The following is a 24,251-nucleotide window of genomic DNA, read 5'->3' on the forward strand; positions in this document are numbered from 1 at the left end:
ATTCAGCCACATAACAAAATCAGACCGTTACTTTTTCAGAGATAGTGTCCCTGTTACACGTTTAGCTGGTTTTGAAGCGTAGGGTTTTGAATCAGAAGGTTTCTTGTTCTGCTGCTTTCGGGAGGTATTACCCGAAGCGCGTTTTTGCGAATCTCTTTTCTTAGGGGAATGCCTGAACTCATCAGCCCCTTTGCCTCCGTAGGTACGGTGCTTCGGTTTCTGGTTTCTTCTAGCCTTTGATGTCTGGTTTTCCTCACGGCTGTCAAACAACTTAGCATCGGTTGCTTTCTTTATTCTCTGACCCTTAGCGTTCGTTTTAGAGGCCTCTTCCGTTCCAACGGAGTCTTCACTCATTCGCAGAATTTCTGCAACTTCAGCATCAGTAAGGTAACGCCATTTGCCATTCGGAATGCCATCAATAGTGATGTTCATTATTCTCACGCGACGAAGTTTAAAGACTTCGTAACCAAGTGCTTCACACATACGGCGAATCTGACGGTTTAACCCCTGAGTAAGAACAATTCTGAAGGAGAACTTTGTCTCTTTGGTCACTGTGCACGGAAGGGTCGTGGTATCCAGAATATCCACACCAGAAGACATTTTTTGAATAAACTCTGGAGTGATTGGTTTATCTACACGAACGACATACTCTTTCTCGTGGTTGTTACCCGCTCTCAGGATTTTATTTACGATATCACCGTCGTTGGTTAAAAAGATTAAACCATCGGAAGGTTTATCAAGGCGACCAATCGGGAAAATACGTTGTTTGTGACCTATATAGTCCACAATATTACCTTCAACATCACGCTCGGTTGTACAGGTAATCCCTGTAGGCTTGTTCAACGCAATATAGATAGATTTATCTTTTTTCTGGAGAGGGTTTCCATCTACCAGAACGTCATCTCCAGGAAGCACTTTAGTGCCCATTTCCGGTACAGAACCATTGATAGTCACCCGGCCTTGTTCGATGAGTCTATCTGCTTCTCGGCGAGAACAGTATCCGGTTTCACTGATGTACTTATTGAGGCGTTTAGCTGAAGGGGATGCTTCTTGTGACATTTAGGTAACTCCGCGTTTCACAACGATGAAAAAAGCAACTGTTGGACAGTTGCTTCATGATTTGAGGAAGTGTAGCACAGGAGATATTTTATCCCATACGTTTTTGGTGTCTTTCCCGATTCTCTAGTTTCTTTTCTGCACTTTTTCTTAATAGAACATATACCGCACCGGTTCCACCATGAAACTGCTGCGCGCTGTGTATACACATCACATCTTTTATCTGCATCAACCAGTTTGCGGTGAAGCTTTTCATTAGTGCTGGTGGGTTAGAACGTTCACCCTTACCGTGAACAATGATAACGGTGCGAATATCCATTCGCAGGCACTGTTTGAGAAACTTGACGATTTCGTCTCTTGCTTCCTGCAGCGATTTCCGGTGTAGGTCGAGCTTTGCCTGAATTGGGTACTTGCCTAGTCTAAGCTTACGAAACACGCCTTCTTGTACGCCATCTCGCTTGAACGCAATCAAATCTTCAGGCTTCAGCATGGGGGCATGGTCAAGGGAAAGGTATTCGGGTTCCTGCTCACTGAGCCAGACAGCGGCTTCCCGCCGAGCGAGGTGAGCATCTGTAACCTTATGCTTTTTTTGGAGTTCAGCAGTGTCATTTTTGATAGGGGTAACATCTCCCATCATTTGCTGAAACAGGTCTAGATCGTCATCTTGAGACATAACTTCATCTCATTTAGGAATGGTATAAGCAAGAGTATAAATTAATTTTCGCCCATAGAAAAACCGGAGCAAATATTTAAATTTACTCCGGAGCAATAGTTTTAATTGCTAAGCGATCTAGTGAGGAGATTTGTCACTCACTGCTTTGTACACGAAGAAACCACCGAAAAACAGCATCAAACCAAGTGCGCCAAAAATGACTATCATTGAAGATAATCCAACGGCATTGCCAAAAAGGAGATCGAGCCAAAAGTCCATGAGTCCTCCGTCAAAAGTTAGTGACGACAAGAACTAACTTAGTGCCATGTAGCACGTACGGTAATGATCTGGATCAATTGTGGCTATTTCGTTACGAAGTTGTTTTTGTTGTTGTGTTTTTAGTCACACTTTGAGCGCATATTGAACACTTGAGCTCTTGAGGGTAAAAAAACTAAGAAAGGGCTTGCGTCTCTTTCAATAATCCGTAATATACGCCCCGTTCCGGTGAATAGCGCAGTTTGGTTGTGCATCTCCGGGTTTAGGAATGGCGGACCAGAGGGCGACCCTCTGAAACAGCACCCTAACAAAACACATTTTCGGTGAATAGCGCAGTTTGGTAGCGCATCTGGTTTGGGACCAGAGGGTCGGGGGTTCGAATCCCTCTTCACCGACCATATTCAAAACCCCGCTAGCAATAGCGGGGTTTTCTCGTTTTAGCGCCAGGGTCGGGGGTTCGCCTGTTCCTTGAATTGGCTCTTCATCGATCACTTTCAGAAGCCTCGTCTTATGACGGGGCTTTGTTGTATTTACGGTTTTAAAAGCAGAGCTTTTGGTCGGGGGCTGGAAGGCCAGTCCCATCGAATCCCTCTTCACCGACCATATTCAAAGCTCCGCTAAAAATAGCGGGTTTTTCTCGTTTTAGCCCTGGGGGCGGGGTTCGCCTGTTCCTGAATTGGCTCTTCATCGATCACTTTCTGAAGCCTCATCTTATGATGGGGCTTTGTTGTATTTACGGTCTGAAAAGCAAAGTTTATTGTTTGCAGTAATAGGTTGTACCCATAATCGTTACTGACGTCCTGAAATAATGCGGGGCGTGAAGGAACACGGTATTGCCACCGAGTTCATGAGCATTATTTTTGAGGTCGTTTAAAGCCCCTTCCATCAGGGTATCATTATTGTAAAACAAGAAGTTGTACCAATGGCCTTCAGAGCCTATCGCTTCACCTTTCCATTCACACTCGTTCAGGTGAATATCACTACTCATTCGCACTCTGACTTCATCTGCTCTTGGTAATAAATCGACCGATGGCGTTGTACACCCAGCGGTCAGTAAACAGAGTAGAAGAATAAGTGTGAATTTCATGAGGTTTCCTTAGCCGACAATTATATAAGTTATAAATCCTATCCAACTCAATAGTAGTAAAGCCCATGGTAGGCGAGCGGATGAATCCTTTGAGTCTAGTTGCATATTATCAGACTCGATAGCTGTGTTTTCAGCGTCAGAAAGATTTTGCTGTATTTTTGCTTTTCTCTCTTTTTTCTTTGCCTTATCAGCCTGTCTGGCTCTTTCTTTCTGCTGCTTCTTGTATTGAGCGATACCTTTTTCGATTCCCTGTGCGATTAGTTTTGTTTGTTCTTTTGTCTGCCCTGGCTTTTGTGTAGATTTCGCAATCTTCATGGCTTCAGTTTGTGTTTCTGCGGACACCGTTGTTTTGTTCTTTTTCATCTTTGTATTCTTTTGGTTTCATCACGATCAATTTCATCTATCATACCGGACTGTTAGATCGATAAAAGGGTGTTGGGGAATAAGTGCGGTATCCAATTGAACAATACGACAAGAATGGTTTTCTTAACGCTCCAGTGTGGCTTAAGCTTGGTTGGTTGTTTCTGGCAAAAGCCTGGGTTGTTTTTATTATGGCCGGAGCTAGTAGAGAAAAAGGAGTTGAGATACTGGAGTGGATATACCCAGTTCCAGCAACGTTAAATATTGGGTTGGCTGTTGGTGCTCCTGCAATCGTACTTTTTTGGTTGCTGGGATTGAGGCATCAGGATAGAAAATGGGTCGTTGGTATTTTTTCTTATGGCCGAATTATTACATTGCTGACTATTTTGGCTCAGTTAGGCTTGGTTGTTTATCAAATCTATCTAGAAAAGGGCGCATTCAGTTGGCCTAATGCACTGACTCTCGTTGGGTTGCTTTGGTTGTTGCTGTTTGTACAGAAAAGCAAAAGAGTCAGAGATTGTTTTCATGCACCGGTTCTTGATTAGAGGTGACTTCGCCTTAGGAACATGACTAAAATCAAACTTTCAGTTATGCAACGTTGTACACTTGCTCTACTAAAACAGAAAGTAAGTGAGTTTATATATGTCAGTATCTCAATCGGCAATCGTCCCTGAAGCGGGCCCTTTTGCACTATATTCCCAGTTTAAAATTCGTTCTGAAGCATCTCTCGTTCTTGCAGAGTTAAAGAAATTACCTCAATTGGTCAAAGAGTTGAATGAAGCTCAGCCAGAAGCATCACTAACTGTTTCAGTTGGGTTTACGCATGCTTTCTGGTCTCAAACAAATCAGAGCATGCCACAGGAGCTGATTCCTTTTGAGCAACTTGGCGAGGGTGAAGTTATTGCACCTGCGTCTGATGTGGACTTTATCGTTCATTGTCATTCAGCACGTCACGACCTTCATTTTTACGTTATGCGTAAATTGATGTCTGCAGTATCAGAATACGTGGATGTTATCGACGAAACATATGGTTATCGTTATCTTGATTCCAGAGATATGACAGACTTTATCGACGGGACAGAAAACCCGGAAGGTTCTCAACGCGCAGAAGTTGCGATTATCCCAGAAGGTGAGTTTGCTGGTGGTAGTTATGTTATGGCGCAACGCTTTATTCATGATCTTCCTGCCTGGAATCGCCTATCTGTTTCGGCTCAGGAAAAAGTGATTGGTCGTACTAAGCCGGATTCAATTGAGCTGGACGATGTACCGGCAGCTTCACATGTGGGCCGTGTTGATATCAAAGAAGAAGGTAAAGGGTTGAAAATTGTTCGTCATAGCTTGCCGTACGGTTCAGTATCGGGTGAACATGGTCTTCTGTTTATCGCTTACTGTAACACTCTGCACAACATTAAAGTGATGTTAGAGAGCATGTATGGTGTCACGGATGGTAAGACAGATCAGATGTTGCGATTTACTAAAGCGGTGACAGGTGCTTATTTCTTTGCACCATCGGAAGAGATGCTTCAGGCAATGGAAGTAGCTATCTAAGTTTTACATTAAATCATTCGATGACAAAGCCGCTGAAAATTTCAGCGGTTTTTTCTAAAGCTTTTAAATCTCCCGCCGATATTAGCCCAGAGAACCCAATTTTTAACTGTTTCAGGGAAAATCGGCATCTATGGCTGTAAATGTTAATACAAACGTCGCTGCGCTGACGGCACAAAGGCACTTAGGGCTGGCAACACATCAGTTGACCCAGTCACTAGAGCGTTTGTCGTCTGGTAGCCGTATTAACAGTGCAAAAGATGATGCAGCAGGTCTTCAAATCTCCAACCGCTTAGAATCTCAGATGCGTGGTCTTGATGTCGCTGTAAGAAATGCCAACGACGGTATTTCGATTATGCAGACTGCTGAAGGCGCGATGAAAGAGACCACCAATATACTTCAACGAATGCGTGACCTTTCTCTTCAGTCAGCAAACGGAGCGAATAGCAAAGCAGATAGAGTCGCGATTCAGGAAGAGATGACGGCTCTGAATGATGAGTTAAATCGAATTGCTGAGACAACCTCGTTTGGTGGGCGTAAGCTGCTAAATGGCAACTTCGCCAGTGCTTCGTTCCAGATAGGCGCACACTCTGGCGAGGCTGTTCAGGTTGGTTTGAAGAACATGCGTTCAGATACTCTGGATATGGGGGGCTTTTCTTATATTGCTCAGGGTATAGCTGACGAAAGTTGGACAGTTGAGAAAGGTAGCCGAATGCTCAATATGAGTTTTACCAATGCTGATGGTCAGGAAGAGATGATTAAGATCAGGGCAAATATTGGTGACGACATAGAAGAGCTGGCAACTTATATCAATGGGCAGACAGATGCCGTATCCGCTTCAGTTAATGAAGATGGTCAGTTGCAAATCTATATGGCAGGTGAAAAAGCCGGTGGTACCATCAGTTTTAGTGGGAGCTTAGCAAGTGAGTTGTCGATGGCAACTCCTACCTTCGAAACGGTAAATGATTTAGATCTAACAACAGTAGGTGGTTCTCAGCGAGCTGTATCTGTAATAGATGGAGCGCTCAAATTTGTTGATAGTCATCGTGCTGAACTGGGTGCTTTTCAGAATCGCTTCGATCATGCAGTAAATAATCTGAATAATATTCATGAAAATCTGGCTGCGTCGAATAGCAGAATTAAGGATACCGACTTTGCCAAAGAAACGACAGCAATGATTAAGCAGCAAATACTCCAGCAAGTAAGCACATCAATACTTGCTCAAGCTAAGCAAGCGCCAAACATGGCATTGACTCTATTGGGTTAGTTCGATTCAACTTTGAATGGTGACCCGGCAGGAATAGTCATAACTTTAGCGTTTTTTTTAGATTTCTTTCTTTTTTATGCTTTTCATCAACATTCACACCCCAAACGATTATTTTTATAAAAAACAGAAAAAATTCTCTAAAGGTTTTTCAATCTGAGCCGTTAATAAAAGTAACTTTGAGAGAACTACTTGGTTTTCCGAGACGTCGGAAACCGCTATACCGGAAAATCAATTGGAGAAATCACCATGGCAGTGAATGTAAATACTAACGTAGCAGCAATGACAGCACAGCGTCACCTGAACAGCGCAGCGAATGACCTGAGTGGTTCAATGGAACGCCTGTCTTCTGGCTTCAAAATTAACAGCGCGAAAGACGACGCAGCGGGTCTTCAAATCTCTAACCGTTTGAATGTTCAAAGCCGTGGCCTTGACGTAGCGGTACGAAACGCGAACGACGGTATCTCGATTGCACAGACAGCAGAAGGTGCAATGAACGAGACCACGAATATCCTTCAGCGTATGCGTGACCTATCCCTACAATCTGCGAACGGTGCGAACTCAAAAGCCGACCGTGTAGCGATTCAGGAAGAAGTAACGGCACTGAACGACGAACTGAACCGTATTGCGGAAACGACTTCTTTCGGTGGTAACAAACTACTGAACGGTACGCACGGTACGAAATCTTTCCAGATTGGTGCGGACAACGGTGAAGCGGTAATGCTTCAGTTAAAAGACATGCGCTCAGACAACACCATGATGGGTGGTACGTCTTACCAGGCAACCGAATCAAAAGGTGCAGACTGGTCAGTAGGTCAAGATGCAACCCTGACTATCGCTCTAACAGACGATGCAGGTCAGGAGCAGAATATCACTATCAACGCGAAGCAAGGCGATGATATTGAAGAGCTGGCAACTTACATCAATGGTCAGCAAGACCATGTAGAAGCGTCCGTGAGCGAAGACGGTCAGCTACAGGTATTTGCCGGTACGAATAAAGTACAGGGTGGCGTATCGTTTGGTGGTAGCCTTGCTGGTGAGCTAAGCATGGGTGAAGGCAAAGCGGTAACGGTAGATACGATTGACGTAACGTCAGTGGGTGGTTCACAGGAAGCGGTAGCGATTGTGGATGCAGCTATCAAGTATGTGGATTCACACCGAGCAGAGCTGGGTGCATTCCAGAACCGATTCGACCATGCGATTAACAACTTAGACAACATCAATGAGAATGTGAACGCGTCTAAGAGCCGAATCAAAGATACGGACTTCGCGAAAGAAACGACTGCGATGACGAAATCTCAGATTCTGCAGCAGGCTTCGACTTCAGTCCTTGCTCAAGCGAAGCAGGCTCCAAACTCAGCGCTAAGTCTTCTTGGCTAAGCTTTGAGTTAGTGAGAATGAATGAAAACCCGGTTTCGACCGGGTTTTTCTTTGTCTGGAAGAATGTGCGGCAACATGTTTACCTGAAGTGTTCTATTCCGTTTGAGCCGCTTATTTACTAACAGTATTTGAAGAACTTTCTGAGTTTCTCGCATGCTCACTTCATAGAGCACACCAGGCAAACATTCACCATTGCAGAAAATGCTTATCTGGAATGCTCTATTTCGTTTGAGCCGCTTATTTACTAACAGTATTTGAAGAACCTTCTGAGCTATTCGCATGCTCACTACATAGAGCACACCAGATAAACATACAGATAGCTCTGCGCACATAGGTTGGAAGGATTGCCGGTTATGCTCTCTGCAGCAGACATGTAGAGAACCATCTCTTACTTCGAGGTAAACATAGGCCTTATACGGTTAGCGGAAGAGAGCATATCCGGTAAGCCTTTGACTGCTAGAACTCATATCCTGAACACAAAACCAACAATCAAATATAAATAAGCAAGATTTGTACGGTTTATATTGAGTAATTCCCCATAATCGTGGATCATTAGGGATTATTTCTGACAATCCAAAATAACTGAGGTGCTTAGATGAGTGAAGCTGCTGAGGCTCGCCCTTCGAACTTCATCCGCCAAATTATCGATAAAGATCTGGCTGATGGTAAACACACTAGCGTGCATACTCGATTCCCGCCGGAGCCGAATGGTTACCTGCATATCGGTCACGCGAAATCTATCTGTTTAAACTTTGGAATTGCTCAGGACTACCAGGGACAATGTAATCTTCGTTTTGATGATACTAACCCTGAAAAAGAAGATATCGAATACGTTGAGTCGATCAAAAACGATGTTAAATGGCTAGGCTTTGATTGGTCTGGTGACATCTGTTATTCATCAAATTACTTCGACAAGCTATATGAATATGCTATCGAACTGATTAATAAAGGCTTAGCGTACGTTGAAGAGCTAAGTCCTGAACAAATTCGTGAATACCGTGGCACGCTAACAGAGCCGGGCAAACACAGCCCATACCGTGATCGCAGTGTGGAAGAAAACCTTGCCCTATTTGAAAAAATGAGAGCAGGTGAGTTTGCTGAAGGTACGGCATGTCTTCGTGCAAAGATCGATATGGCTTCACCATTTATGGTGATGCGTGATCCTGTGATTTACCGTGTTCGCTTTGCAGAACATCATCAGACAGGTGATAAGTGGTGCATTTACCCAATGTACGACTTCACTCACTGTATCTCTGATGCGCTGGAAGGTATCTCACATTCACTTTGTACTCTGGAATTCCAGGACAACCGTCGTTTGTACGATTGGGTTTTGGACAATATTACAATTGAATGTCAGCCACGCCAGTATGAGTTCAGCCGTCTAAACCTTGAATACACGGTCATGTCGAAGCGTAAACTAAATCAACTTGTTGTTGATGAGCTAGTTAACGGCTGGGATGATCCACGTATGCCAACGATCTCAGGTCTTCGTCGTCGTGGTTTTACTCCTGCTTCAATTCGTGAGTTCTGTAAGCGTATTGGTGTAACCAAGCAAGAGAACATGATTGAGTTTGGTTCTCTTGAATCTTGTATTCGTGATGATCTAAACGAAAACGCACCTCGTGCAATGGCCGTTCTTGATCCTATTAAGATCGTTATCGAGAACTTTGTGGAAGGTGAAGTTGAGACGCTGACCGTCGCTAACCACCCAAACAAACCAGAGATGGGTGAGCGTGAAGTACCGTTTACCCGCGAAATCTGGATCGAACGTGAAGACTTCCGTGAAGAAGCGAACAAGAAGTACAAGCGTTTGGTTCTTGGCAAGGAAGTTCGTCTACGTGGTGCCTATGTAATTAAAGCAGAGCGCGTTGAAAAAGACGAAGAAGGTAACATTACAACTATCTTCTGTACTTATGACAACGAAACGCTTGGTAAAAACCCATCAGATGGCCGTAAAGTGAAAGGTGTTATTCACTGGGTTTCTGCAGATAAAGGGCTACCAGCTGAGATTCGTTTGTACGATCGTCTGTTCACGGTGCCAAACCCTGCAGCGGCTGATGATTTTGCAGCTACAATTAACCCAGAGTCACTGGTTGTGATGAACGGTTTTGTTGAACCAAGCCTGAAAGATGCTGAAGCGGAAGCAGGATATCAGTTCGAGCGTACTGGTTACTTCTGTACTGATGTTAAAGATTCTAAGCCTGAAGCTTTAGTATTTAACCGTACGGTTGGCTTACGTGATACGTGGGCGAAGATTGAAGCTAAGTAATTAGCTTCATTCATCAAATATAAAAAAACCAGCTTAACGCTGGTTTTTTTAGTTCATTACTTTTTATCGTGGAGACTCGGGTCTTTCTTGCAATCTCCATCACTGCACTTACCGTAGAGATACAAACTATGGTTAGTCAGGTCGATACCATAAGACTTCGCGATCTCTTTCTGACGGTTTTCAATCACGTCGTCAGAAAACTCGATTACAGTGCCACAGTCCAGACATACCAAGTGATCATGATGGTGCTGAGTCGAAAGTTCAAATACCGATTTACCGCCCTCGAAATGGTGGCGAGTAACAATACCTGCGTCATCGAACTGGTTTAGCACTCGATAAACTGTAGCAAGACCAATTTCCTCTCCAAGGTCAATCAGCTTTTTATACAGTTCTTCAGCACTAATGTGCTGGCAATCTGGTTGTTGAAGGACTTCTAGAATCTTCAGTCTTGGTAGAGTGACTTTTAGTCCGGCGTCCTTGAGTGCTTTGTTATTGTCTGACATATATATTCCCGTGGATGACTGCATTACTGTTTCAACAGTGACAATTAGACTCATTATAGGTTACTGAGCGATAACATTAAACCTCAAAGTTCAAAGGGTTAATAAGAAAGATTTGAATTTTGGATAAAAATCGGGGATATTGTGATCCGACCAGTAACAAATAATTAACAATGATGAGTTATGAATAAGCATCTCGCCAAAATTTATAAGCCCGGCATCGTAAGGTTTGCTCTCAATATCTGGCCGCCATTCTGGGGATCGGGGATCAGTATTAGGCATATTAGCGAGGATTTTCGTGTTGTTAACATGAGGTTAAAGCTTAGGTGGTGGAATAAAAATGCCAACCGGACACAGTATGGCGGGAGTATCTTTTCTCTGACAGACCCAGTGTATTCGTTAATGCTGATGGGTATTCTTGGGGAGCAATATTATGTTTGGGATAAGGAAGCGAGTATTAACTTCCTAAAGCCGGGTAGTTCAGATCTATATGCCGACTTTCAAATTTCTCAAGATGTGCTGGAGGAAGTATTAAGTAAAACGGCTGACGGTGATAAATGCTTTCCGGAGTTCGTCATTTATGTGAAGAACGCAAATGGGGAAGTTGTCTCAGAAGTGAAAAGAACTTTATATGTTCGTAAGAAGCCTAAATATAGACAGATCAATCAAGAAATTGATGAAGAGGAAATAAAAAACGCCTCAGTATAATGTGAGGCGTTTTAATCAAAATAGTAAGCAGAACTTAGTCTTCTAGTTCTGACAGGCACATTTCTTCATGGATCTGGTTAACCCATTTGGTCACACGCTCTTCTGTTAGTTCTGGCTGACGATCTTCATCGATACACAGACCAACAAATGTTTCGTCATCTACAAGTGCTTTAGACGCTTCGAACTCATAACCTTCTGTAGATGTGTAGCCAAGAACTGTGCCGCCTTTCTCTTCTACGATGTCACGGATGTTACCCATTGCATCACAGAAATACTCAGCGTAGTCTTCCTGATCACCACAACCAAAGATAGCGACAAGCTTAGTAGAGAAGTCGATAGCTTCTAGTTCAGGGAAGAAGTCATCCCAGTCACACTGTGCTTCGCCGTAGTACCAAGTAGGGATACCCAGAATCAGAAGATCGAAGTTATCGATATCTTCTTTGCTGCTCTTTGCGATGTCCTGAACGTGAACCAGCTTCTTACTTAGCTGTTTCTGAATCATCTTTGCAACAGCTTCTGTATTACCAGTATCACTGCCAAAGAAGAGACCTACACTTGCCATATTATGATTACCTATTTATGAATTTGTTGACGTTGGCGACAGGAATGCTCAACCTAGACCAGTACCTTCCCAGCTCAGCTGAATCAAGCCCTTTGCTACAAAGCCTGCACAACCTAAGCAGAGTACTGCCCATACGATACGTTGACCAAATACCGGAACATTGCCTTGTTTAAGAACATCTTTAATTGCTAGTCCAATAAGGAAGAATATAGACGCAAAAAGAAGATCCAGACCGATAGATTCCAGTAAATCAAAGTACTCGTAAAGCATGCTATTCCCTGATGCCAATTTTAGTGGCAGAACTATACCACTGTTAAAAGATAATGTTAATGCGGTCAGTCACTGACTCGTTAATTGTTTGCCAGAAATCGACGAATTGCTCTAATGACTTCAGAAGGCTTTTCTGCATGAAGCCAATGCCCTGTATTTGCAATAACATGCGCTTTCGCATTGGAGAATTGTCGCTGAACTTCAGATTGATGTTCCTGTGTCAGGTAGTCTGAGTTAGCCCCTTTTAGAAACAGGGTAGGGGTTTCACAGTTATCGATGGTTTCCCAACCCAAGATATTCCAGTAGTTATCTAATATAGATGGAACGTTAAAACGCCACTGAAGGTAGCCATCGTTACTGAATAGGGACTTGCCCAAAAACTGCCTGACACCATCCATCTCTATGTGTTGTGCCATAAGTTTCATGGCTTCGGAACGATTGGTTGGTGTACCTTCAATCACGGCTTGTAATCCATCAAAAACGTTGTCGTGTTTTCGGTGCTTATAAGCCACTGGCGCCATATCCATTACGATCAGACTTTTACATAGCTCTGAATGGTCTGCGGCAAAGCGCATAGCGACTTTGCCTCCCATCGAATGACCTACAACATGAAGTTCGGATAAACCTAAATGAGAAATCAGCTGGTGAATATCGTCTGCCATCTCCTGATAGGTGTGGCTGTTCGAGTGAAAAGATAGGCCGTGGTTACGCAGGTCGACACTGAGTACCTGATAGTCATTGATCAGATCTCTGGCGATGAGTCCCAGGTTGTCCAGATTCCCGAACAAGCCATGAATAAGTAATACGTTTGGACCTTCACCCTGTAATTTGTAGTTGAGCATTTCTGTCATTTTGTATTTGTGTGATGAGGTTGGGCGTTGAACGAAATCAGCACCTTAAAATATTCCGCTGACACTCGCATCTTGATGTGGCTTGAGTATATAATCATCCAGATATTAAAAATAGTGAGATTGTGAAAACGAATGAAGACAATTGAAGTTGATGAGGATCTTTACCGTTACATTGCAAGCCAGACCGAACATATCGGTGAGAGTGCTTCTGACATTCTAAGACGTCTGCTAGGTTTCGATAACAACGGTGAAACTGTTAAAGAAGAAGCTTCAATTCCTGCAGAGCCAAAAGTCCAGGAGCCTGTGCAGGAACAACCGCAAGGTATCGTAGTAAGCAAAGATGCAGGTAAAGAGAGCAGTATCGATGGTGTCAAAGAGATGCGTTCTTTACTGATTTCTGATGAATTCGCTGGCAGTAAAAAAGCCATCGACAGATTTATGCAGGTTTTGTCAGCATTGTACCGTATCGATAATGCAAGTTTTGCAGAAGCGACTCAGGTTAAAGGTCGTACACGTGTTTACTTTGCAGACAACGAAGACACATTGTTGGAAAGTGGTAAGACGACCAAGCCAAGAGCTATTCCAAGCACACCTTTTTGGGTAATAACCAACAACAATACGAACAGAAAACGTCAAATGGTTGAACAATTGATGACCCGTATGGGTTTTCAGTCTGATTTGATAGAAAAAGTGTGTTCCTCCATATAGTTTTTGACTGACAGCATAGCTTTAGTGCAACATTAGGCCTCATAATGAACCGTCCTCAAACGTCGTTATGAGGCTTTTATTATTTTAGGCTTTAGTGTTTTTTCAAAGGATTATTTATGGCTATGCATCCTCGCGCCGGGCAGAAAGCTCAGCAGGAAGACCTACACAACATCCCCGCTTTGGTAGCTAACTACTTCTTACTACAACCAGACCCAAGCAACTCTGCTCACAAAGTTCAATTCGGTACATCAGGGCACCGTGGTACAGCAGATAAATCTACTTTCAATGAAAACCACATCCTTGCGATTGCTCAGGCAGTTGCAGAAGTGCGTGCAGAGAAAGGAACAACAGGTCCGCTATTTTTAGGTAAGGATACTCATGCGCTTTCTGAAGCGGCTATCTACTCTGTAATCGAAGTGCTGATTGCAAATGGTGTAGAAGTGATTATTCAGGAAGACAATGGTTACACACCAACTCCAGGTATTTCTCACGCAATTCTTACGTACAACGTGAAGAACGAGAAGAAAGCGGATGGTATTGTAATTACTCCATCTCACAACCCACCGCAAGATGGCGGTATCAAGTACAACCCACCACACGGTGGTCCGGCTGAAGGCGAACTGACTCAGGCAATCGAAGACCGTGCTAACGCGCTTATCGCAGCTGGTCTTGAAGGCGTCAAGCGCTTACCTCTTGCTGATGCAAAAGCAAGCGAGCTTCTTAAGCAGGTTGACCTTGTTCAGCCATACGTTGATGACCTTGTAAATGTTATCGACATGGAAGCGATCCAGAAAGCGGGCCTTAAGCTTGGTGTTGATCCACTAGGCGGTTCCGGCATCGAATACTGGCGCACAATTGCAAAAACATACGACCTTGACCTTACTCTTGTAAGTGAAGCGGTTGATCCATCATTCCAGTTTATGTCGCTGGATAAAGATGGTGTGGTTCGTATGGACTGTTCATCGCCTTATGCTATGGCTGGCCTGCTCGCACTTAAAGATGAGTACGCACTGGCATTCGGTAATGACCCAGATTATGACCGCCACGGCATCGTGACACCAAAAGGTCTGATGAACCCTAACCATTACCTGGCAGTTTGTATTGACTACCTATACCGTCACCGTGAAGGTTGGGCAAGCGATGTGGCTGTTGGTAAGACACTGGTATCAAGCGCGCTTATCGACCGTGTTGTTGCCGATCTTGGTCGCGAGCTATGTGAAGTGCCAGTTGGTTTCAAATGGTTTGTAGATGGTCTATACAACGGTTCATTCGGCTTCGGTGGTGAAGAATCTGCGGGTGCTTCATTCTTGCGTAAAGATGGTACACCTTGGTCAACAGACAAAGACGGTATTATCCTATGTCTTCTTGCTGCTGAAATTACAGCGGTAACTGGTAAGAACCCACAAGAGTACTACGAAGAACTGGCTGCTAAGCACGGTGCTTCTGCATACAACCGTATTCAGGCAGTTGCCAACACTGAGCAGAAAGACGTTCTTAAGAAGATGTCTCCAGATATGGTTTCTGCAGATACACTTGCAGGTGAAGCTATTACTGCACGTCTGACAAACGCTCCGGGTAACGGTGCTGCTATTGGTGGCCTTAAAGTGACAACTGAGAACGGCTGGTTCGCTGCGCGTCCTTCTGGCACAGAAGATATCTACAAGATCTACTGTGAAAGCTTTAAAGGTGAAGATCACCTGAAAGCGATCGAGAAAGAAGCTCAAGAGATTGTAAATCAGGTATTTGCTGACGCTGGCCTGTAATCTTTGCTGCTTAAGTTAAAAGCTAAGTAAAACATAGCAAAAGCGCGAGAATTAACCCTCGCGCTTTTTTATTTCTGGAGCTTTTTATCTCTGGAGTTTTTTATTTCAGGAATTAGGCGAGAAGCCTGTTAAGAATACTAACAACGTCCTCATCAAACACTATGGTTCTGCCTTTGTTTGTATCACTGACCTCTGGGTAATCCCGATTAAACCTGACCAGAGTTGCATCTAATGCCTGAGCGGTGATCTGCTCAAATGGATATTTGATGATGGATGGTGTGTTGTATCCAACGCCAAACTCAAGTAAAAGCAGTTTTTTATTCAATACAGAACCAACAAACTGCTGATAGTTCTCTGCTGCCTGATGCCACTGATCGTTTTCGACAAATGTTCTGTCTTTTCTTAAGTGAGTGTCTAGCGGGCCACCACAAACCGGACATTTAGGAATCAGTGCCTTAGGTACTTTCAGGTCGCTTTGCTGTGCCAGCATGGTAGATACGATCTTCTCATTATCGTAGAGCTTGTTATGACACGGTTTTGCACACTGTAATAAACCGTAGTCACCTTGAGTAGCAAAGATACGTTCTTCTTCGAATCCGGCATTTTGAAACTGATGATCGACATTCGTCGTGATAACAAAGTAATTTTTCTTATTAACTAACGACTCAAGTATCCGATATAACTTTGTTGCTCCAGGCTGGTAACGGTTTACATAGATATGTTTTGCCCAGTAAGCCCATTTTTCTTCTGGAGTTTCAAACGGGTAGAAACCCGCAGAATACATATCACTGATTCCGTACCTTTTTATATGCTCTGAAAAGTTATTCTCAAACCTTGCACCCGAGTAGGTTAGCCCGGCAGCAGCTGAAAACCCGGCACCGGCGCCAATTAGAATGGCATCCGCTTCGTTTATCGCTGAAGAGAGCTGTTTTAGTCTTTGTTCAAACTCCAACATATAGGCTCCTTCTTTAGCAAAGTTCTACTATTTCAGGCGCTTTTCCTGAAAAGTCGGTGAACACCGCTGTTGCGTTTTTCAAATAGAAAGTTTTGAGATTAGGGTTATCAGCAGATTGGTATATAGATGCAACCAAATCACTGGTATTAAGAATTCGCTTTTTGATTTCCAGGTCTTCAAACCAACAGACATCTCCGCGTATCCGGAGCCATCTTTCACTATTCGCTATACTCATTTCGACAGATGGATTTGCCTGGAGCTCCCGATATACATCCTTTTTTGCTCCAGTACAGTAGATGAGCTTCCCACCGTCGTTAAACATCATTTGAAACGGTCTTACTTTTGGTTTGCCATCAAGTCCGACAGTCGCGAAATACTGAAGCTCATGTTCATATAAAAAATTAATTACGTTTTGCATTTTTAGCCCTTTAGCTGTTTATTCTCGCTGTCAGAATTGGCAGACAAAATCTTCCATTACTTCCTGATAAATCTGATGGTCACGATGACTGAATACATTAAATACAACGGTTTCTAATTCATCTGGGTTTTGTTCTAACCACTTAGTAACAGTGTGCAGTGCGGTTTTTGTGGCAGACTCAATGGGGTAGCCAAAAACACCGGTTGATATCGCGCAAAAAGCGATACTTTTTATTGATACGACTTCACGGCAAATATTCAGGCAGTTCTGATAACAATTACTTAGGTCACTTGCGTGAACATCGGTAAGTGCGCCACTAACGATAGGCCCAACAGTGTGAATAACGAACTTCGAAGGAAGATTATATGCTCTGGTTACTTTGGCTTGCCCGGTTGGCTCACTGCCGTTTTGCATGGATATGATCTTGTGGCAATCGTCTCGGAGCTGAACTCCGGCATTACTATGAATGGCGTTATCAATGCAGTTGTGCAGAGGTTGAAAGCATCCTTCCATCTGCGCATTCGCTGCATTGACGATGGCATCGACTTGCAGTTCGGTGATGTCACCCTGCCAGAGCAAAACTCTTGTGCTACCAATAGTAAAAAACGGGAATGCCTCTAGATCCGCGACTTTGGTTACCTCTTTTTTTGTGAGCTCGCTTTGCAATAGCTCATCGAGCCATTGGGTACTTGTCTGAGACAACGTATTAGCCGGGATGACATTTAGCGCCGCCCTTAGCAGTTTTCTTTGCTCTTTATGAGGAAGCACCTGATAGTCTGAAACGCCCAACTGCTCTATCACTAAAGAGAGCTCGTTAAGTAACTTCGCTAATCGATTCTGTTCTTGTTGTTCTGTTAGTGTATGGCTAGATTTCTGAAATGGTTCCAGAAGTGCAATGTCTTTTTGATATTGAGATAACTGAAGATACTTACTCATATCACCTCCGAATCATTATCGTGTTTGAATGGAAGTTATAGTAAGTAAAACAGGTTTTGAGTGGCAGAGTGAGTATTGGTCGAAAAATGGTAAATTTCGAACATTAAGGAAAAGAAGCGTTATAAGGCTTTCGGCCATGATTCTGGAACGATAATCCAGAAGTCACCAGACTCAGACTGACAGTGCACGGAACGATCAGAGAAGGAACTTAGCTGTTCCTTTAGCTTTGGGCTACCAGTGATCCAATCGATTTTCTCTAGCTTGTATAATGGCTCTTTAATCTTTTCAACCTGATGCTGATAGCACCAAAACCCCGTCAATACAGCGTTGTTTAAACGATGATTCAAGCAGAAGTCGGGTATAGGTTCATGATTAAAAGGATTATGGTAGAGTCTGCCCTGAATAAGAAGTTTGGGTATCGTGAGGGCAACGTCGGGGAACATGCTTTTAAAAGCATAAGTTTCAGTGATTTTAAGCTGGTGGTTAAGCATTCTTGCAAGTTTGATATCCAATCTGTCTCTGCTATCTGGACCGTACCAGTAACCGCCTTTTAATAGATAGAACTTCAAAGCAACTTCCCAGTGTTCAACAACCTCGTTTCGTTGTAACAGAAAGTCAATTGCGCCAAGTGTTTCTTTTCCATCTCTGATCTGGACTTCATCCGCGATTAACTCAAATTCTGAATGTTGCTCAAAAAGCCGTTTACATAGCTCCTGATAGACAAAACCGAGCCGGGGACTACCTGTGTACTCAGCCATTTTATTTGTTTTCATGCCGCTAAAGGGGTTAGCTGTCGCGGGTTCAAGCTCAGGAACAATAAGTGATGGTTGCTTTGTTATCCATTCGGTAATTTGGGTTAGTGAGTCCGTTGTCATGTGATATCCTGAAAGTACGATACTTAAAGTATAAATGACATAAGCGGAATCGGTACTTCATATAATGAACAACTTAGAACTAGAAAAACTACTGAATCAAAAGCTATCCCCTGAACTGATCAAGGATTATTGCCCGAATGGCCTTCAGGTCGAGGGCCGGGAAGACGTTAGAAAAGTAATCACAGGTGTAACGGCTTCAAAGGCTCTGATAGAAAAGGCGATTGAAACGCGCGCGGATGCCATTTTGGTTCATCATGGCTATTTCTGGAAAGGAGAGGCTGAATCCATCCGGGGGATGAAAGGCGATCGTATTCGTACATTAATCAAAAATGACATCAACCTGTACGCGTACCATTTACCGTTAGATGTTCACCCTGAGCTAGGAAACAATGCAAAACTGGCTGAATTGTTGGATATTAAGATCGAAGGCGGATTAGAACCAACACCACAGTCTGTCGCACTTTATGGAGAACTGGCCGAACCTATTATGGCTGATGAGTTTGCAAAACGAATTGCAAAAGCGCTAGCGCGCGAGCCATTACATATTGCTCCTGAGTTTGATATGCCAATTAAGAAAGTAGGCTGGTGTACCGGTGGTGGTCAAGATTACATTGATCTTGCTGCGAAAATGGGCTTAGATGCGTTTATCTCCGGTGAAATATCAGAAAGAACGACCTATTCTGCTCGAGAACAAAACATCCATTATTTTAGTGCGGGCCACCATGCAACTGAACGTTATGGTATTAAAGCTTTAGGCGAGTGGCTGTCTAAAGAACACGGGATGAATGTTGAGTTTATTGATATTGATAACCCAGTGTAAATAGAGAATAACCAAAAAAATAACCCTGCCAGAACGGCAGGGTTATTTGTTTTATACGATCTAAACTTTATTCACGCTCATGAAGAGGTTTAAAGTCACGCATCTCTTTACCAGTGTATAGCTGGCGAGGACGACCGATGCGGTTGTGCGGGTCACTGTGCATTTCGTTCCAGTGTGCGATCCAGCCGATAGTACGAGACATTGCGAAGATAACCGTGAACATAGATACCGGAATACCGATTGCTTTCAGGATGATACCTGAGTAGAAGTCTACGTTAGGGTACAGTTTCTTCTCAACAAAGTACTCGTCAGACAGAGCGATACGCTCAAGCTCCATTGCTACATCAAGTAGTGGATCCTGGATGTTCAGCTCTTTCAGTACTTCGTGGCAAGATTCGCGCATTACGGTTGCACGTGGGTCGTAGTTCTTGTAAACACGGTGGCCAAAGCCCATTAGACGGAATGGGTCATCTTTGTCCTTCGCGCGCTCAACGTACTCTGGAATACGATCAACGCTTCCAATCTCTTCAAGCATACGCAGACATGCTTCGTTCGCACCACCGTGAGCAGGGCCCCAAAGAGAAGCGATACCTGCGGCAATACATGCGAATGGGTTCGCACCTGAAGAACCAGCAAGACGAACAGTAGACGTCGATGCGTTCTGCTCGTGGTCTGCGTGAAGGGTGAAGATCTTATCCATTGCACGTGCAACAACTGGGTTTACTTCGTACTCTTCACATGGGTTTGCAAACATCATGTGTAGGAAGTTCTCAGCGTAGCTAAGGTCGTTACGTGGATAGATAAACGGTTGACCGATAGAGTATTTGTAACACATCGCAGCCAGAGTAGGCATTTTAGAAAGCAGACGGAATGCTGCAATCTCGCGGTGGTTGTCGTTGTTGATGTCTAGTGAGTCGTGGTAGAAGGCAGCAAGTGCACCTACAACACCCACCATGATTGCCATAGGGTGGGCGTCACGACGGAATCCATGGAAGAAGCTAGCAATCTGCTCATGTACCATGGTGTGGCGTGTAACTATTTTCTTGAACTCTTCGTATTCAGTACGGCTTGGTGCTTCACCATAAAGAAGGATGTAACAAACTTCTAGGTAGTCCGCCTGATTTGCAAGTTGATCGATTGGGAATCCGCGGTGTAGAAGTACACCTTTTCCACCATCGATAAAAGTGATTTGAGATTCACAAGATGCAGTGGCAAGAAATCCAGGGTCAAAAGTAAAGTATCCATTTGCACCTAGTTTACGAACATCGATTACCTCTGGGCCTAAATTACCATCAATAATCGGCAGTTCGATTGGAGCTTTACCTTCAATATGAAGGGTCGCTTTCTTATCTGCCATAACATTCTCCTTTGTTTATAATTTAATCCGTCCCGGATTTATTTGTGAGCCATTTTTGTACTCATGATCGGGCTTAAAGTCAATTTTTCTCCCATTTTGTGTGCACTTGTTAAGATTTTGCACGCACTAAAAGTTAAAAACATGTTCTAAGTAACAAAATTTGTTACGACAATTGTATTAATATGTTGCGGGTCGTATAGTGACTGAGAATATAGCGATTAACTCCTTATAAATTCTAGGCTTGAAAGAAATCATAAGCAAAATTTTTCTGGCCTTGATTAACTTTTTAGTAACAACGAAACCCTGTCTATGATGATATTTTCATCAGGAAATGTTTCTTTAATGTTAAAAGTGAGGAGTATTAGTCAAAAATAACTATAACGCTCAATGGAGCTGAGTGAGCAAGCCCGTGAAAGAAAGAAAGTCAAGACCTGTAAATCTAGATCTACAGACCATAAGCTTTCCGATCACTGCAATAGCATCAATCCTTCACCGCGTATCTGGTGTGATAACTTTTGTTTCGATCGGCATTCTGCTTTGGTTACTATCATTATCCCTCTCCTCGCCAGTTGGTTTTGCCCAGGCCGCAGACATCGTTGACAGCTTTTTTGTCAAACTGATCCTGTGGGGTATTCTGACTGCACTTGCGTACCACATCGTTGGTGGTATCCGTCACCTGATTATGGATCTCGGACATTACGAGGACTTTGAGTCAGGAACAATGACAGCGAAAGTGTCATTTGGCGCGACAGTTGTATTGTCATTACTAGGAGGGATTCTTGTATGGTAAGCCATGTATCGTCTGTAGGTAGAAATGGTGTCCACGATTTCCTGTTGATTCGTGCCACCGCAATCATCCTAACTCTATATACTATTTATTTAGTCGGCTTCTGCGCCTTTAACGATATCACCTATCAAAGCTGGACCTCCTTCTTTGGAGGCACTTTTACCAAAGCCTTTTCTATGTTGGCTCTGACATGCATTCTGATCCACGGTTGGATTGGTATCTGGCAGGTGTTAACCGATTATGTGAAGCCAACTCTGCTTCGCGGCTTACTTCAATTTGGTTTGGTAGCGGTACTTATCGTTTATTTCTTCTCTGGCCTATCTATTCTGTGGGGTGCATAAGTGACTATTCCAGTTCGTGAATTCGATGCCGTCGTAATCGGCGCGGGTGGTGCAGGTATGCGTGCCGCCCTACAAATTTCTGAGCAGGGCCTGACTTGTGCACTGCTTTCTAAAGTTTTTCCTACCCGTTCTCATACTGTATCGGCGCAAGGTGGTATCACTGTTGCGCTAGGTAACTCCCACAAAGATAACTGGCAGTGGCACATGTACGATACGGTTAAGGGTTCTGATTACATCGGTGATCAGAATGCAATCGAGTACATGTGTAAAAATGGCCCTGAATCGGTGATTGAGTTAGAGAAAATGGGTCTGCCATTCTCTCGTTTTGATGATGGCTCCATCTACCAGCGTCCATTTGGTGGACAGTCTAAAGAGTTTGGTGGCGAGCAGGCTGCGCGCACAGCGGCAGCGGCTGACCGTACGGGCCACGCTCTGCTACACACACTTTATCAGCAGAACATCAAGCATAAAACGACCATTTTCTCTGAGTGGTATGCGCTTGATTTAGTTAAGAACCAGGATGGTGCCATCCTTGGTTGTACGGCTATCTGCATGGAAACGGGTGAGATTAGCTACTTCAAATCTAAAGCAACGGTGCTTGCAACCGGTGGTGCAGGTCGAATCTATCAGTCAACAACTAACGCTCACATCAATACAGGTGATGGCGTCGGCATGGCGCTACGTGCTGGTGTACCTATGCAGGATATCGAGATGTGGCAGTTCCACCCAACTGGTATCGCAGGTGCGGGTGTTCTGGTTACAGAAGGTTGTCGTGGTGAAGGTGGTTACCTTCTGAACAGCGAAGGTGAGCGCTTTATGGAGCGTTATGCACCTAACGCGAAAGACCTTGCTGGTCGTGACGTTGTTGCCCGTTCAATGATGATTGAAATCCGTGAAGGTCGCGGCTGTGATGGCCCGTGGGGACCACATATTAAGCTTAAGCTTGATCACCTTGGTAAAGACGTTCTTGAGTCTCGCCTACCGGGTATCTGTGAACTGTCTCGTACCTTTGCTCACGTTGACCCTGTTAAAGAACCGATTCCGGTTATCCCAACCTGTCACTATATGATGGGTGGTGTTCCGACTCAGGTTTCCGGTCAGGCTATCAAGCAAGACGCTAGTGGCGCGGATGTTGAAGTTCAGGGTCTGTTTGCTTGTGGTGAAATCGCCTCTGTATCCGTACACGGTGCAAACCGTCTGGGTGGTAACTCACTGCTTGACCTTGTGGTATTCGGTCGCGCGACTGGTCTTCACCTTGGTGAAACGCTGGCTGCACAAGCAGAAGCACGTCCGGCAACGGAATCGGATATTGAAGAATCTCTGGCGCGTACAATGCGTTGGGAGAATAGTGCTAGCGGCGAAGACCCAGTGCAGATTCGTAAGGACCTTCAGACTTGTATGCAGAACAGTTTCTCTGTATTCCGTGAAGGTGATGCGATGGCGAAGGGCCTTGATGAGCTGAAAGTGATTCGTGACCGTCTGAAAGAAGCTCACCTTTCAGATAAGTCTTCCGAGTTCAACACTCAGCGAATTGAGTGTCTGGAGCTGGATAACCTGATGGAAACTGCTTACGCAACAGCCGTAGCTGCAAACTATCGTACCGAGAGTCGTGGTGCACACGCACGATTTGACTATCCGGATCGCGATGATGAGCAATGGCTATGCCACTCCATTTACAACCCTGAGACAGAAGAGATGTCGAAGCGTGATGTAAATATGGAGCCGGTACATCGCGAAGCATTTCCACCAAAAGTACGTACATATTAAGGGAGGACTAAACAATGAAACTGACATTCTCTCTTTATCGCTACAACCCTGATGTCGATAAAAAGCCATACATGAAGGACTACACTCTCGAAGTGGAAGAAGGTTCGGATATGATGGTATTAGATGCGCTTATCTTATTGAAAGAGCAGGATCCTACTATTTCATTCCGTCGTTCATGCCGTGAAGGTGTGTGTGGTTCTGATGGTTTGAATATGAACGGCAAAAATGGGCTAGCATGTATCACTCCACTTTCGGCACTTACAGAGAAGAATCCTATAGTAATCAGACCATTACCAGGATTACCTGTTGTTCGTGATTTAATCGTGGACATGACGCAATTTTATGATAATTATGCGAAAGTTAAGCCTTATCTGATTTCAGATGGAAACTTACCGCCATCAAGAGAAAATCTGCAGATGCCAGACGATCGTGCGCATCTGGATGGACTGTACGAATGTATCATGTGTGCATGTTGTACAACCTCTTGCCCGTCTTTCTGGTGGAACCCGGATAAGTTTGTTGGACCAGCAGGATTGTTGGCTGCTTATCGCTGGTTGATCGATAGCAGGGATACAGCAACAGATGAACGCTTGTCGGATCTTGATGACGCATTTAGCGTTTTCCGTTGCCATGGCATCATGAATTGTGTAAGTGTTTGTCCTAAGGGACTAAATCCGACGAAAGCGATTGGTCATATTAAGACCATGCTAGTGGAACGCTCGGTTTAAGAAACAAAAAAATTGC

At 44.0% G+C, this 24,251-nt stretch carries 27 protein-coding genes and 1 tRNA gene; 14 read left to right on the forward strand and 14 right to left on the reverse strand.

Annotated features, from left to right (window positions below; translation table 11 throughout):
- Positions 1 to 27: 27 nt before the first annotated feature.
- The 3 genes from rluF to SNR28_RS13720 form a co-directional block, all read right to left on the reverse strand.
- Positions 28 to 1,059: a 23S rRNA pseudouridine(2604) synthase RluF gene (gene rluF, locus SNR28_RS13710; RefSeq protein ID WP_375753131.1), complete on the reverse strand. Its 1,032-nt coding sequence runs from the start codon at positions 1,057 to 1,059 to the stop codon at positions 28 to 30.
- Positions 1,060 to 1,147: 88 nt separating this feature from the next.
- A complete protein-coding gene (smrA, locus tag SNR28_RS13715; protein ID WP_375753133.1) occupies positions 1,148 to 1,729 on the reverse strand; it encodes a DNA endonuclease SmrA in 582 nt (193 codons plus the stop codon).
- A gap of 117 nt (positions 1,730 to 1,846) precedes the next feature.
- Positions 1,847 to 1,987 (reverse strand): DUF3149 domain-containing protein, encoded by a 141-nt coding sequence (locus tag SNR28_RS13720; RefSeq protein WP_277826232.1) that lies wholly within the window; start codon positions 1,985 to 1,987, stop codon positions 1,847 to 1,849.
- A gap of 318 nt (positions 1,988 to 2,305) precedes the next feature.
- Between SNR28_RS13720 and SNR28_RS13725 the strand changes: the two genes are divergently transcribed.
- Positions 2,306 to 2,382, forward strand: a tRNA-Pro gene (locus SNR28_RS13725).
- 356 nt (positions 2,383 to 2,738) lie between these two features.
- Here SNR28_RS13725 and SNR28_RS13730 read toward each other — a convergent pair.
- Both SNR28_RS13730 and SNR28_RS13735 read right to left on the reverse strand, forming a co-directional pair.
- On the reverse strand, positions 2,739 to 3,071 hold the full coding sequence (locus tag SNR28_RS13730) for a DUF4156 domain-containing protein (RefSeq protein WP_375753135.1): 333 nt from the start codon (positions 3,069 to 3,071) through the stop codon (positions 2,739 to 2,741).
- 9 nt (positions 3,072 to 3,080) lie between these two features.
- On the reverse strand, positions 3,081 to 3,434 hold the full coding sequence (locus tag SNR28_RS13735; protein ID WP_375753137.1) for a DUF2956 domain-containing protein: 354 nt from the start codon (positions 3,432 to 3,434) through the stop codon (positions 3,081 to 3,083).
- Between the two features lie 83 nt (positions 3,435 to 3,517).
- On the opposite strand from SNR28_RS13735, the gene SNR28_RS13740 reads away from it, so the two are divergent.
- The 5 genes from SNR28_RS13740 to glnS all read left to right on the forward strand — a co-directional run bounded on the left by SNR28_RS13740 (position 3,518) and on the right by glnS (position 9,889).
- Positions 3,518 to 3,976 (forward strand): DUF2919 domain-containing protein, encoded by a 459-nt coding sequence (locus tag SNR28_RS13740; RefSeq protein WP_375753139.1) that lies wholly within the window; start codon positions 3,518 to 3,520, stop codon positions 3,974 to 3,976.
- Between the two features lie 97 nt (positions 3,977 to 4,073).
- Complete coding sequence (locus tag SNR28_RS13745; protein ID WP_375753140.1) at positions 4,074 to 4,979, forward strand: Dyp-type peroxidase; 906 nt, start codon at positions 4,074 to 4,076, stop codon at positions 4,977 to 4,979.
- Between the two features lie 130 nt (positions 4,980 to 5,109).
- The gene (locus SNR28_RS13750) at positions 5,110 to 6,243 is read left to right on the forward strand and encodes a flagellin (protein ID WP_375753141.1); all 1,134 of its coding nucleotides are present in this window, start codon (positions 5,110 to 5,112) and stop codon (positions 6,241 to 6,243) included.
- A gap of 246 nt (positions 6,244 to 6,489) precedes the next feature.
- Positions 6,490 to 7,620, forward strand: a complete 1,131-nt coding sequence (locus SNR28_RS13755; RefSeq protein ID WP_375750910.1) for a flagellin — start codon at positions 6,490 to 6,492, stop codon at positions 7,618 to 7,620.
- Positions 7,621 to 8,215: 595 nt separating this feature from the next.
- On the forward strand, positions 8,216 to 9,889 hold the full coding sequence (gene glnS / locus SNR28_RS13760) for a glutamine--tRNA ligase (protein WP_375753142.1): 1,674 nt from the start codon (positions 8,216 to 8,218) through the stop codon (positions 9,887 to 9,889).
- 56 nt (positions 9,890 to 9,945) lie between these two features.
- Here glnS and fcrX read toward each other — a convergent pair whose 3' ends face one another.
- Entirely contained in the window at positions 9,946 to 10,392 is a 447-nt protein-coding gene (gene fcrX / locus SNR28_RS13765; protein WP_375753144.1) for a ferric iron uptake transcriptional regulator FcrX, read from the reverse strand.
- A gap of 180 nt (positions 10,393 to 10,572) precedes the next feature.
- Between fcrX and SNR28_RS13770 the strand changes: the two genes are divergently transcribed.
- Positions 10,573 to 11,097: a DUF4442 domain-containing protein gene (locus SNR28_RS13770; protein ID WP_375753146.1), complete on the forward strand. Its 525-nt coding sequence runs from the start codon at positions 10,573 to 10,575 to the stop codon at positions 11,095 to 11,097.
- A gap of 34 nt (positions 11,098 to 11,131) precedes the next feature.
- On the opposite strand, the gene fldA is transcribed toward SNR28_RS13770, so the two are convergent.
- The 3 genes from fldA to SNR28_RS13785 all read right to left on the reverse strand — a co-directional run bounded on the left by fldA (position 11,132) and on the right by SNR28_RS13785 (position 12,780).
- The gene (fldA, locus tag SNR28_RS13775; protein ID WP_375753148.1) at positions 11,132 to 11,659 is read right to left on the reverse strand and encodes a flavodoxin FldA; all 528 of its coding nucleotides are present in this window, start codon (positions 11,657 to 11,659) and stop codon (positions 11,132 to 11,134) included.
- Positions 11,660 to 11,707: 48 nt separating this feature from the next.
- The gene (locus SNR28_RS13780) at positions 11,708 to 11,929 is read right to left on the reverse strand and encodes a DUF2788 domain-containing protein (RefSeq protein ID WP_375753150.1); all 222 of its coding nucleotides are present in this window, start codon (positions 11,927 to 11,929) and stop codon (positions 11,708 to 11,710) included.
- An 80-nt stretch (positions 11,930 to 12,009) separates the two neighbouring features.
- On the reverse strand, positions 12,010 to 12,780 hold the full coding sequence (locus tag SNR28_RS13785; RefSeq protein ID WP_375753152.1) for an alpha/beta fold hydrolase: 771 nt from the start codon (positions 12,778 to 12,780) through the stop codon (positions 12,010 to 12,012).
- 132 nt (positions 12,781 to 12,912) lie between these two features.
- On the opposite strand from SNR28_RS13785, the gene seqA reads away from it, so the two are divergent.
- A complete protein-coding gene (gene seqA / locus SNR28_RS13790; RefSeq protein ID WP_375753153.1) occupies positions 12,913 to 13,488 on the forward strand; it encodes a replication initiation negative regulator SeqA in 576 nt (191 codons plus the stop codon).
- Between the two features lie 116 nt (positions 13,489 to 13,604).
- Entirely contained in the window at positions 13,605 to 15,251 is a 1,647-nt protein-coding gene (gene pgm, locus SNR28_RS13795; RefSeq protein ID WP_375753155.1) for a phosphoglucomutase (alpha-D-glucose-1,6-bisphosphate-dependent), read from the forward strand.
- 112 nt (positions 15,252 to 15,363) lie between these two features.
- On the opposite strand, the gene SNR28_RS13800 is transcribed toward pgm, so the two are convergent.
- From SNR28_RS13800 to SNR28_RS13815, 4 genes are all read right to left on the reverse strand, one after another.
- Positions 15,364 to 16,206: an NAD-dependent deacetylase gene (locus SNR28_RS13800; protein ID WP_375753156.1), complete on the reverse strand. Its 843-nt coding sequence runs from the start codon at positions 16,204 to 16,206 to the stop codon at positions 15,364 to 15,366.
- Between the two features lie 13 nt (positions 16,207 to 16,219).
- Complete coding sequence (locus SNR28_RS13805) at positions 16,220 to 16,624, reverse strand: pyridoxamine 5'-phosphate oxidase family protein (RefSeq protein ID WP_375753157.1); 405 nt, start codon at positions 16,622 to 16,624, stop codon at positions 16,220 to 16,222.
- A 30-nt stretch (positions 16,625 to 16,654) separates the two neighbouring features.
- Entirely contained in the window at positions 16,655 to 17,560 is a 906-nt protein-coding gene (locus tag SNR28_RS13810) for a protein-ADP-ribose hydrolase (protein WP_375753159.1), read from the reverse strand.
- A 119-nt stretch (positions 17,561 to 17,679) separates the two neighbouring features.
- The gene (locus tag SNR28_RS13815) at positions 17,680 to 18,435 is read right to left on the reverse strand and encodes a DUF1853 family protein (RefSeq protein ID WP_375753161.1); all 756 of its coding nucleotides are present in this window, start codon (positions 18,433 to 18,435) and stop codon (positions 17,680 to 17,682) included.
- Between the two features lie 64 nt (positions 18,436 to 18,499).
- Here SNR28_RS13815 and SNR28_RS13820 point away from each other — a divergent pair, with 64 nt between their 5' ends.
- The gene (locus tag SNR28_RS13820) at positions 18,500 to 19,255 is read left to right on the forward strand and encodes a Nif3-like dinuclear metal center hexameric protein (RefSeq protein ID WP_375753163.1); all 756 of its coding nucleotides are present in this window, start codon (positions 18,500 to 18,502) and stop codon (positions 19,253 to 19,255) included.
- A 67-nt stretch (positions 19,256 to 19,322) separates the two neighbouring features.
- Here the strand turns inward: SNR28_RS13820 and SNR28_RS13825 are convergent, their stop codons facing one another.
- Complete coding sequence (locus SNR28_RS13825; protein WP_375753164.1) at positions 19,323 to 20,612, reverse strand: citrate synthase; 1,290 nt, start codon at positions 20,610 to 20,612, stop codon at positions 19,323 to 19,325.
- 397 nt (positions 20,613 to 21,009) lie between these two features.
- Between SNR28_RS13825 and sdhC the strand changes: the two genes are divergently transcribed.
- From sdhC to SNR28_RS13845, 4 genes are read left to right on the forward strand one after another with little or no spacing between them, the layout of a single operon-like run.
- Positions 21,010 to 21,402 (forward strand): succinate dehydrogenase cytochrome b556 subunit, encoded by a 393-nt coding sequence (sdhC, locus tag SNR28_RS13830; protein WP_375753166.1) that lies wholly within the window; start codon positions 21,010 to 21,012, stop codon positions 21,400 to 21,402.
- A complete protein-coding gene (sdhD, locus tag SNR28_RS13835) occupies positions 21,396 to 21,740 on the forward strand; it encodes a succinate dehydrogenase, hydrophobic membrane anchor protein (protein ID WP_375753168.1) in 345 nt (114 codons plus the stop codon). The genes sdhC and sdhD overlap by 7 nt, the downstream gene beginning before the upstream one ends.
- Positions 21,741 to 23,507, forward strand: a complete 1,767-nt coding sequence (gene sdhA, locus SNR28_RS13840; RefSeq protein WP_375753170.1) for a succinate dehydrogenase flavoprotein subunit — start codon at positions 21,741 to 21,743, stop codon at positions 23,505 to 23,507.
- Between the two features lie 14 nt (positions 23,508 to 23,521).
- On the forward strand, positions 23,522 to 24,235 hold the full coding sequence (locus SNR28_RS13845) for a succinate dehydrogenase iron-sulfur subunit (protein ID WP_375753172.1): 714 nt from the start codon (positions 23,522 to 23,524) through the stop codon (positions 24,233 to 24,235).
- Positions 24,236 to 24,251: the final 16 nt, after the last annotated feature.

Origin of the sequence: Vibrio iocasae (genome assembly GCF_042245395.1) — a bacterium.
In the GTDB taxonomy this organism is placed as follows: domain Bacteria; phylum Pseudomonadota; class Gammaproteobacteria; order Enterobacterales; family Vibrionaceae; genus Vibrio; species Vibrio iocasae.

Bases quoted from the DNA above. Each gene is read 5' to 3' on its own strand.
- SNR28_RS13770 (WP_375753146.1), top strand. From the start codon at position 10,573: ATGAATAAGCATCTCGCCAAAATTTATAAGCCCGGCATCGTAAGGTTT.
- SNR28_RS13750 (WP_375753141.1), top strand. From the start codon at position 5,110: ATGGCTGTAAATGTTAATACAAACGTCGCTGCGCTGACGGCACAAAGG.
- pgm (WP_375753155.1), top strand. From the start codon at position 13,605: ATGGCTATGCATCCTCGCGCCGGGCAGAAAGCTCAGCAGGAAGACCTA.
- SNR28_RS13805 (WP_375753157.1), bottom strand. From the start codon at position 16,624: ATGCAAAACGTAATTAATTTTTTATATGAACATGAGCTTCAGTATTTC.
- sdhD (WP_375753168.1), top strand. From the start codon at position 21,396: ATGGTAAGCCATGTATCGTCTGTAGGTAGAAATGGTGTCCACGATTTC.
- SNR28_RS13745 (WP_375753140.1), top strand. From the start codon at position 4,074: ATGTCAGTATCTCAATCGGCAATCGTCCCTGAAGCGGGCCCTTTTGCA.
- SNR28_RS13720 (WP_277826232.1), bottom strand. From the start codon at position 1,987: ATGGACTTTTGGCTCGATCTCCTTTTTGGCAATGCCGTTGGATTATCT.
- SNR28_RS13800 (WP_375753156.1), bottom strand. From the start codon at position 16,206: ATGTTGGAGTTTGAACAAAGACTAAAACAGCTCTCTTCAGCGATAAAC.
- SNR28_RS13825 (WP_375753164.1), bottom strand. From the start codon at position 20,612: ATGGCAGATAAGAAAGCGACCCTTCATATTGAAGGTAAAGCTCCAATC.
- SNR28_RS13810 (WP_375753159.1), bottom strand. From the start codon at position 17,560: ATGAGTAAGTATCTTCAGTTATCTCAATATCAAAAAGACATTGCACTT.
- rluF (WP_375753131.1), bottom strand. From the start codon at position 1,059: ATGTCACAAGAAGCATCCCCTTCAGCTAAACGCCTCAATAAGTACATC.
- seqA (WP_375753153.1), top strand. From the start codon at position 12,913: ATGAAGACAATTGAAGTTGATGAGGATCTTTACCGTTACATTGCAAGC.
- glnS (WP_375753142.1), top strand. From the start codon at position 8,216: ATGAGTGAAGCTGCTGAGGCTCGCCCTTCGAACTTCATCCGCCAAATT.
- smrA (WP_375753133.1), bottom strand. From the start codon at position 1,729: ATGTCTCAAGATGACGATCTAGACCTGTTTCAGCAAATGATGGGAGAT.
- SNR28_RS13755 (WP_375750910.1), top strand. From the start codon at position 6,490: ATGGCAGTGAATGTAAATACTAACGTAGCAGCAATGACAGCACAGCGT.
- SNR28_RS13730 (WP_375753135.1), bottom strand. From the start codon at position 3,071: ATGAAATTCACACTTATTCTTCTACTCTGTTTACTGACCGCTGGGTGT.
- fldA (WP_375753148.1), bottom strand. From the start codon at position 11,659: ATGGCAAGTGTAGGTCTCTTCTTTGGCAGTGATACTGGTAATACAGAA.
- SNR28_RS13845 (WP_375753172.1), top strand. From the start codon at position 23,522: ATGAAACTGACATTCTCTCTTTATCGCTACAACCCTGATGTCGATAAA.
- SNR28_RS13785 (WP_375753152.1), bottom strand. From the start codon at position 12,780: ATGACAGAAATGCTCAACTACAAATTACAGGGTGAAGGTCCAAACGTA.
- SNR28_RS13815 (WP_375753161.1), bottom strand. From the start codon at position 18,435: ATGACAACGGACTCACTAACCCAAATTACCGAATGGATAACAAAGCAA.
- SNR28_RS13780 (WP_375753150.1), bottom strand. From the start codon at position 11,929: ATGCTTTACGAGTACTTTGATTTACTGGAATCTATCGGTCTGGATCTT.
- fcrX (WP_375753144.1), bottom strand. From the start codon at position 10,392: ATGTCAGACAATAACAAAGCACTCAAGGACGCCGGACTAAAAGTCACT.
- SNR28_RS13820 (WP_375753163.1), top strand. From the start codon at position 18,500: ATGAACAACTTAGAACTAGAAAAACTACTGAATCAAAAGCTATCCCCT.
- SNR28_RS13735 (WP_375753137.1), bottom strand. From the start codon at position 3,434: ATGAAAAAGAACAAAACAACGGTGTCCGCAGAAACACAAACTGAAGCC.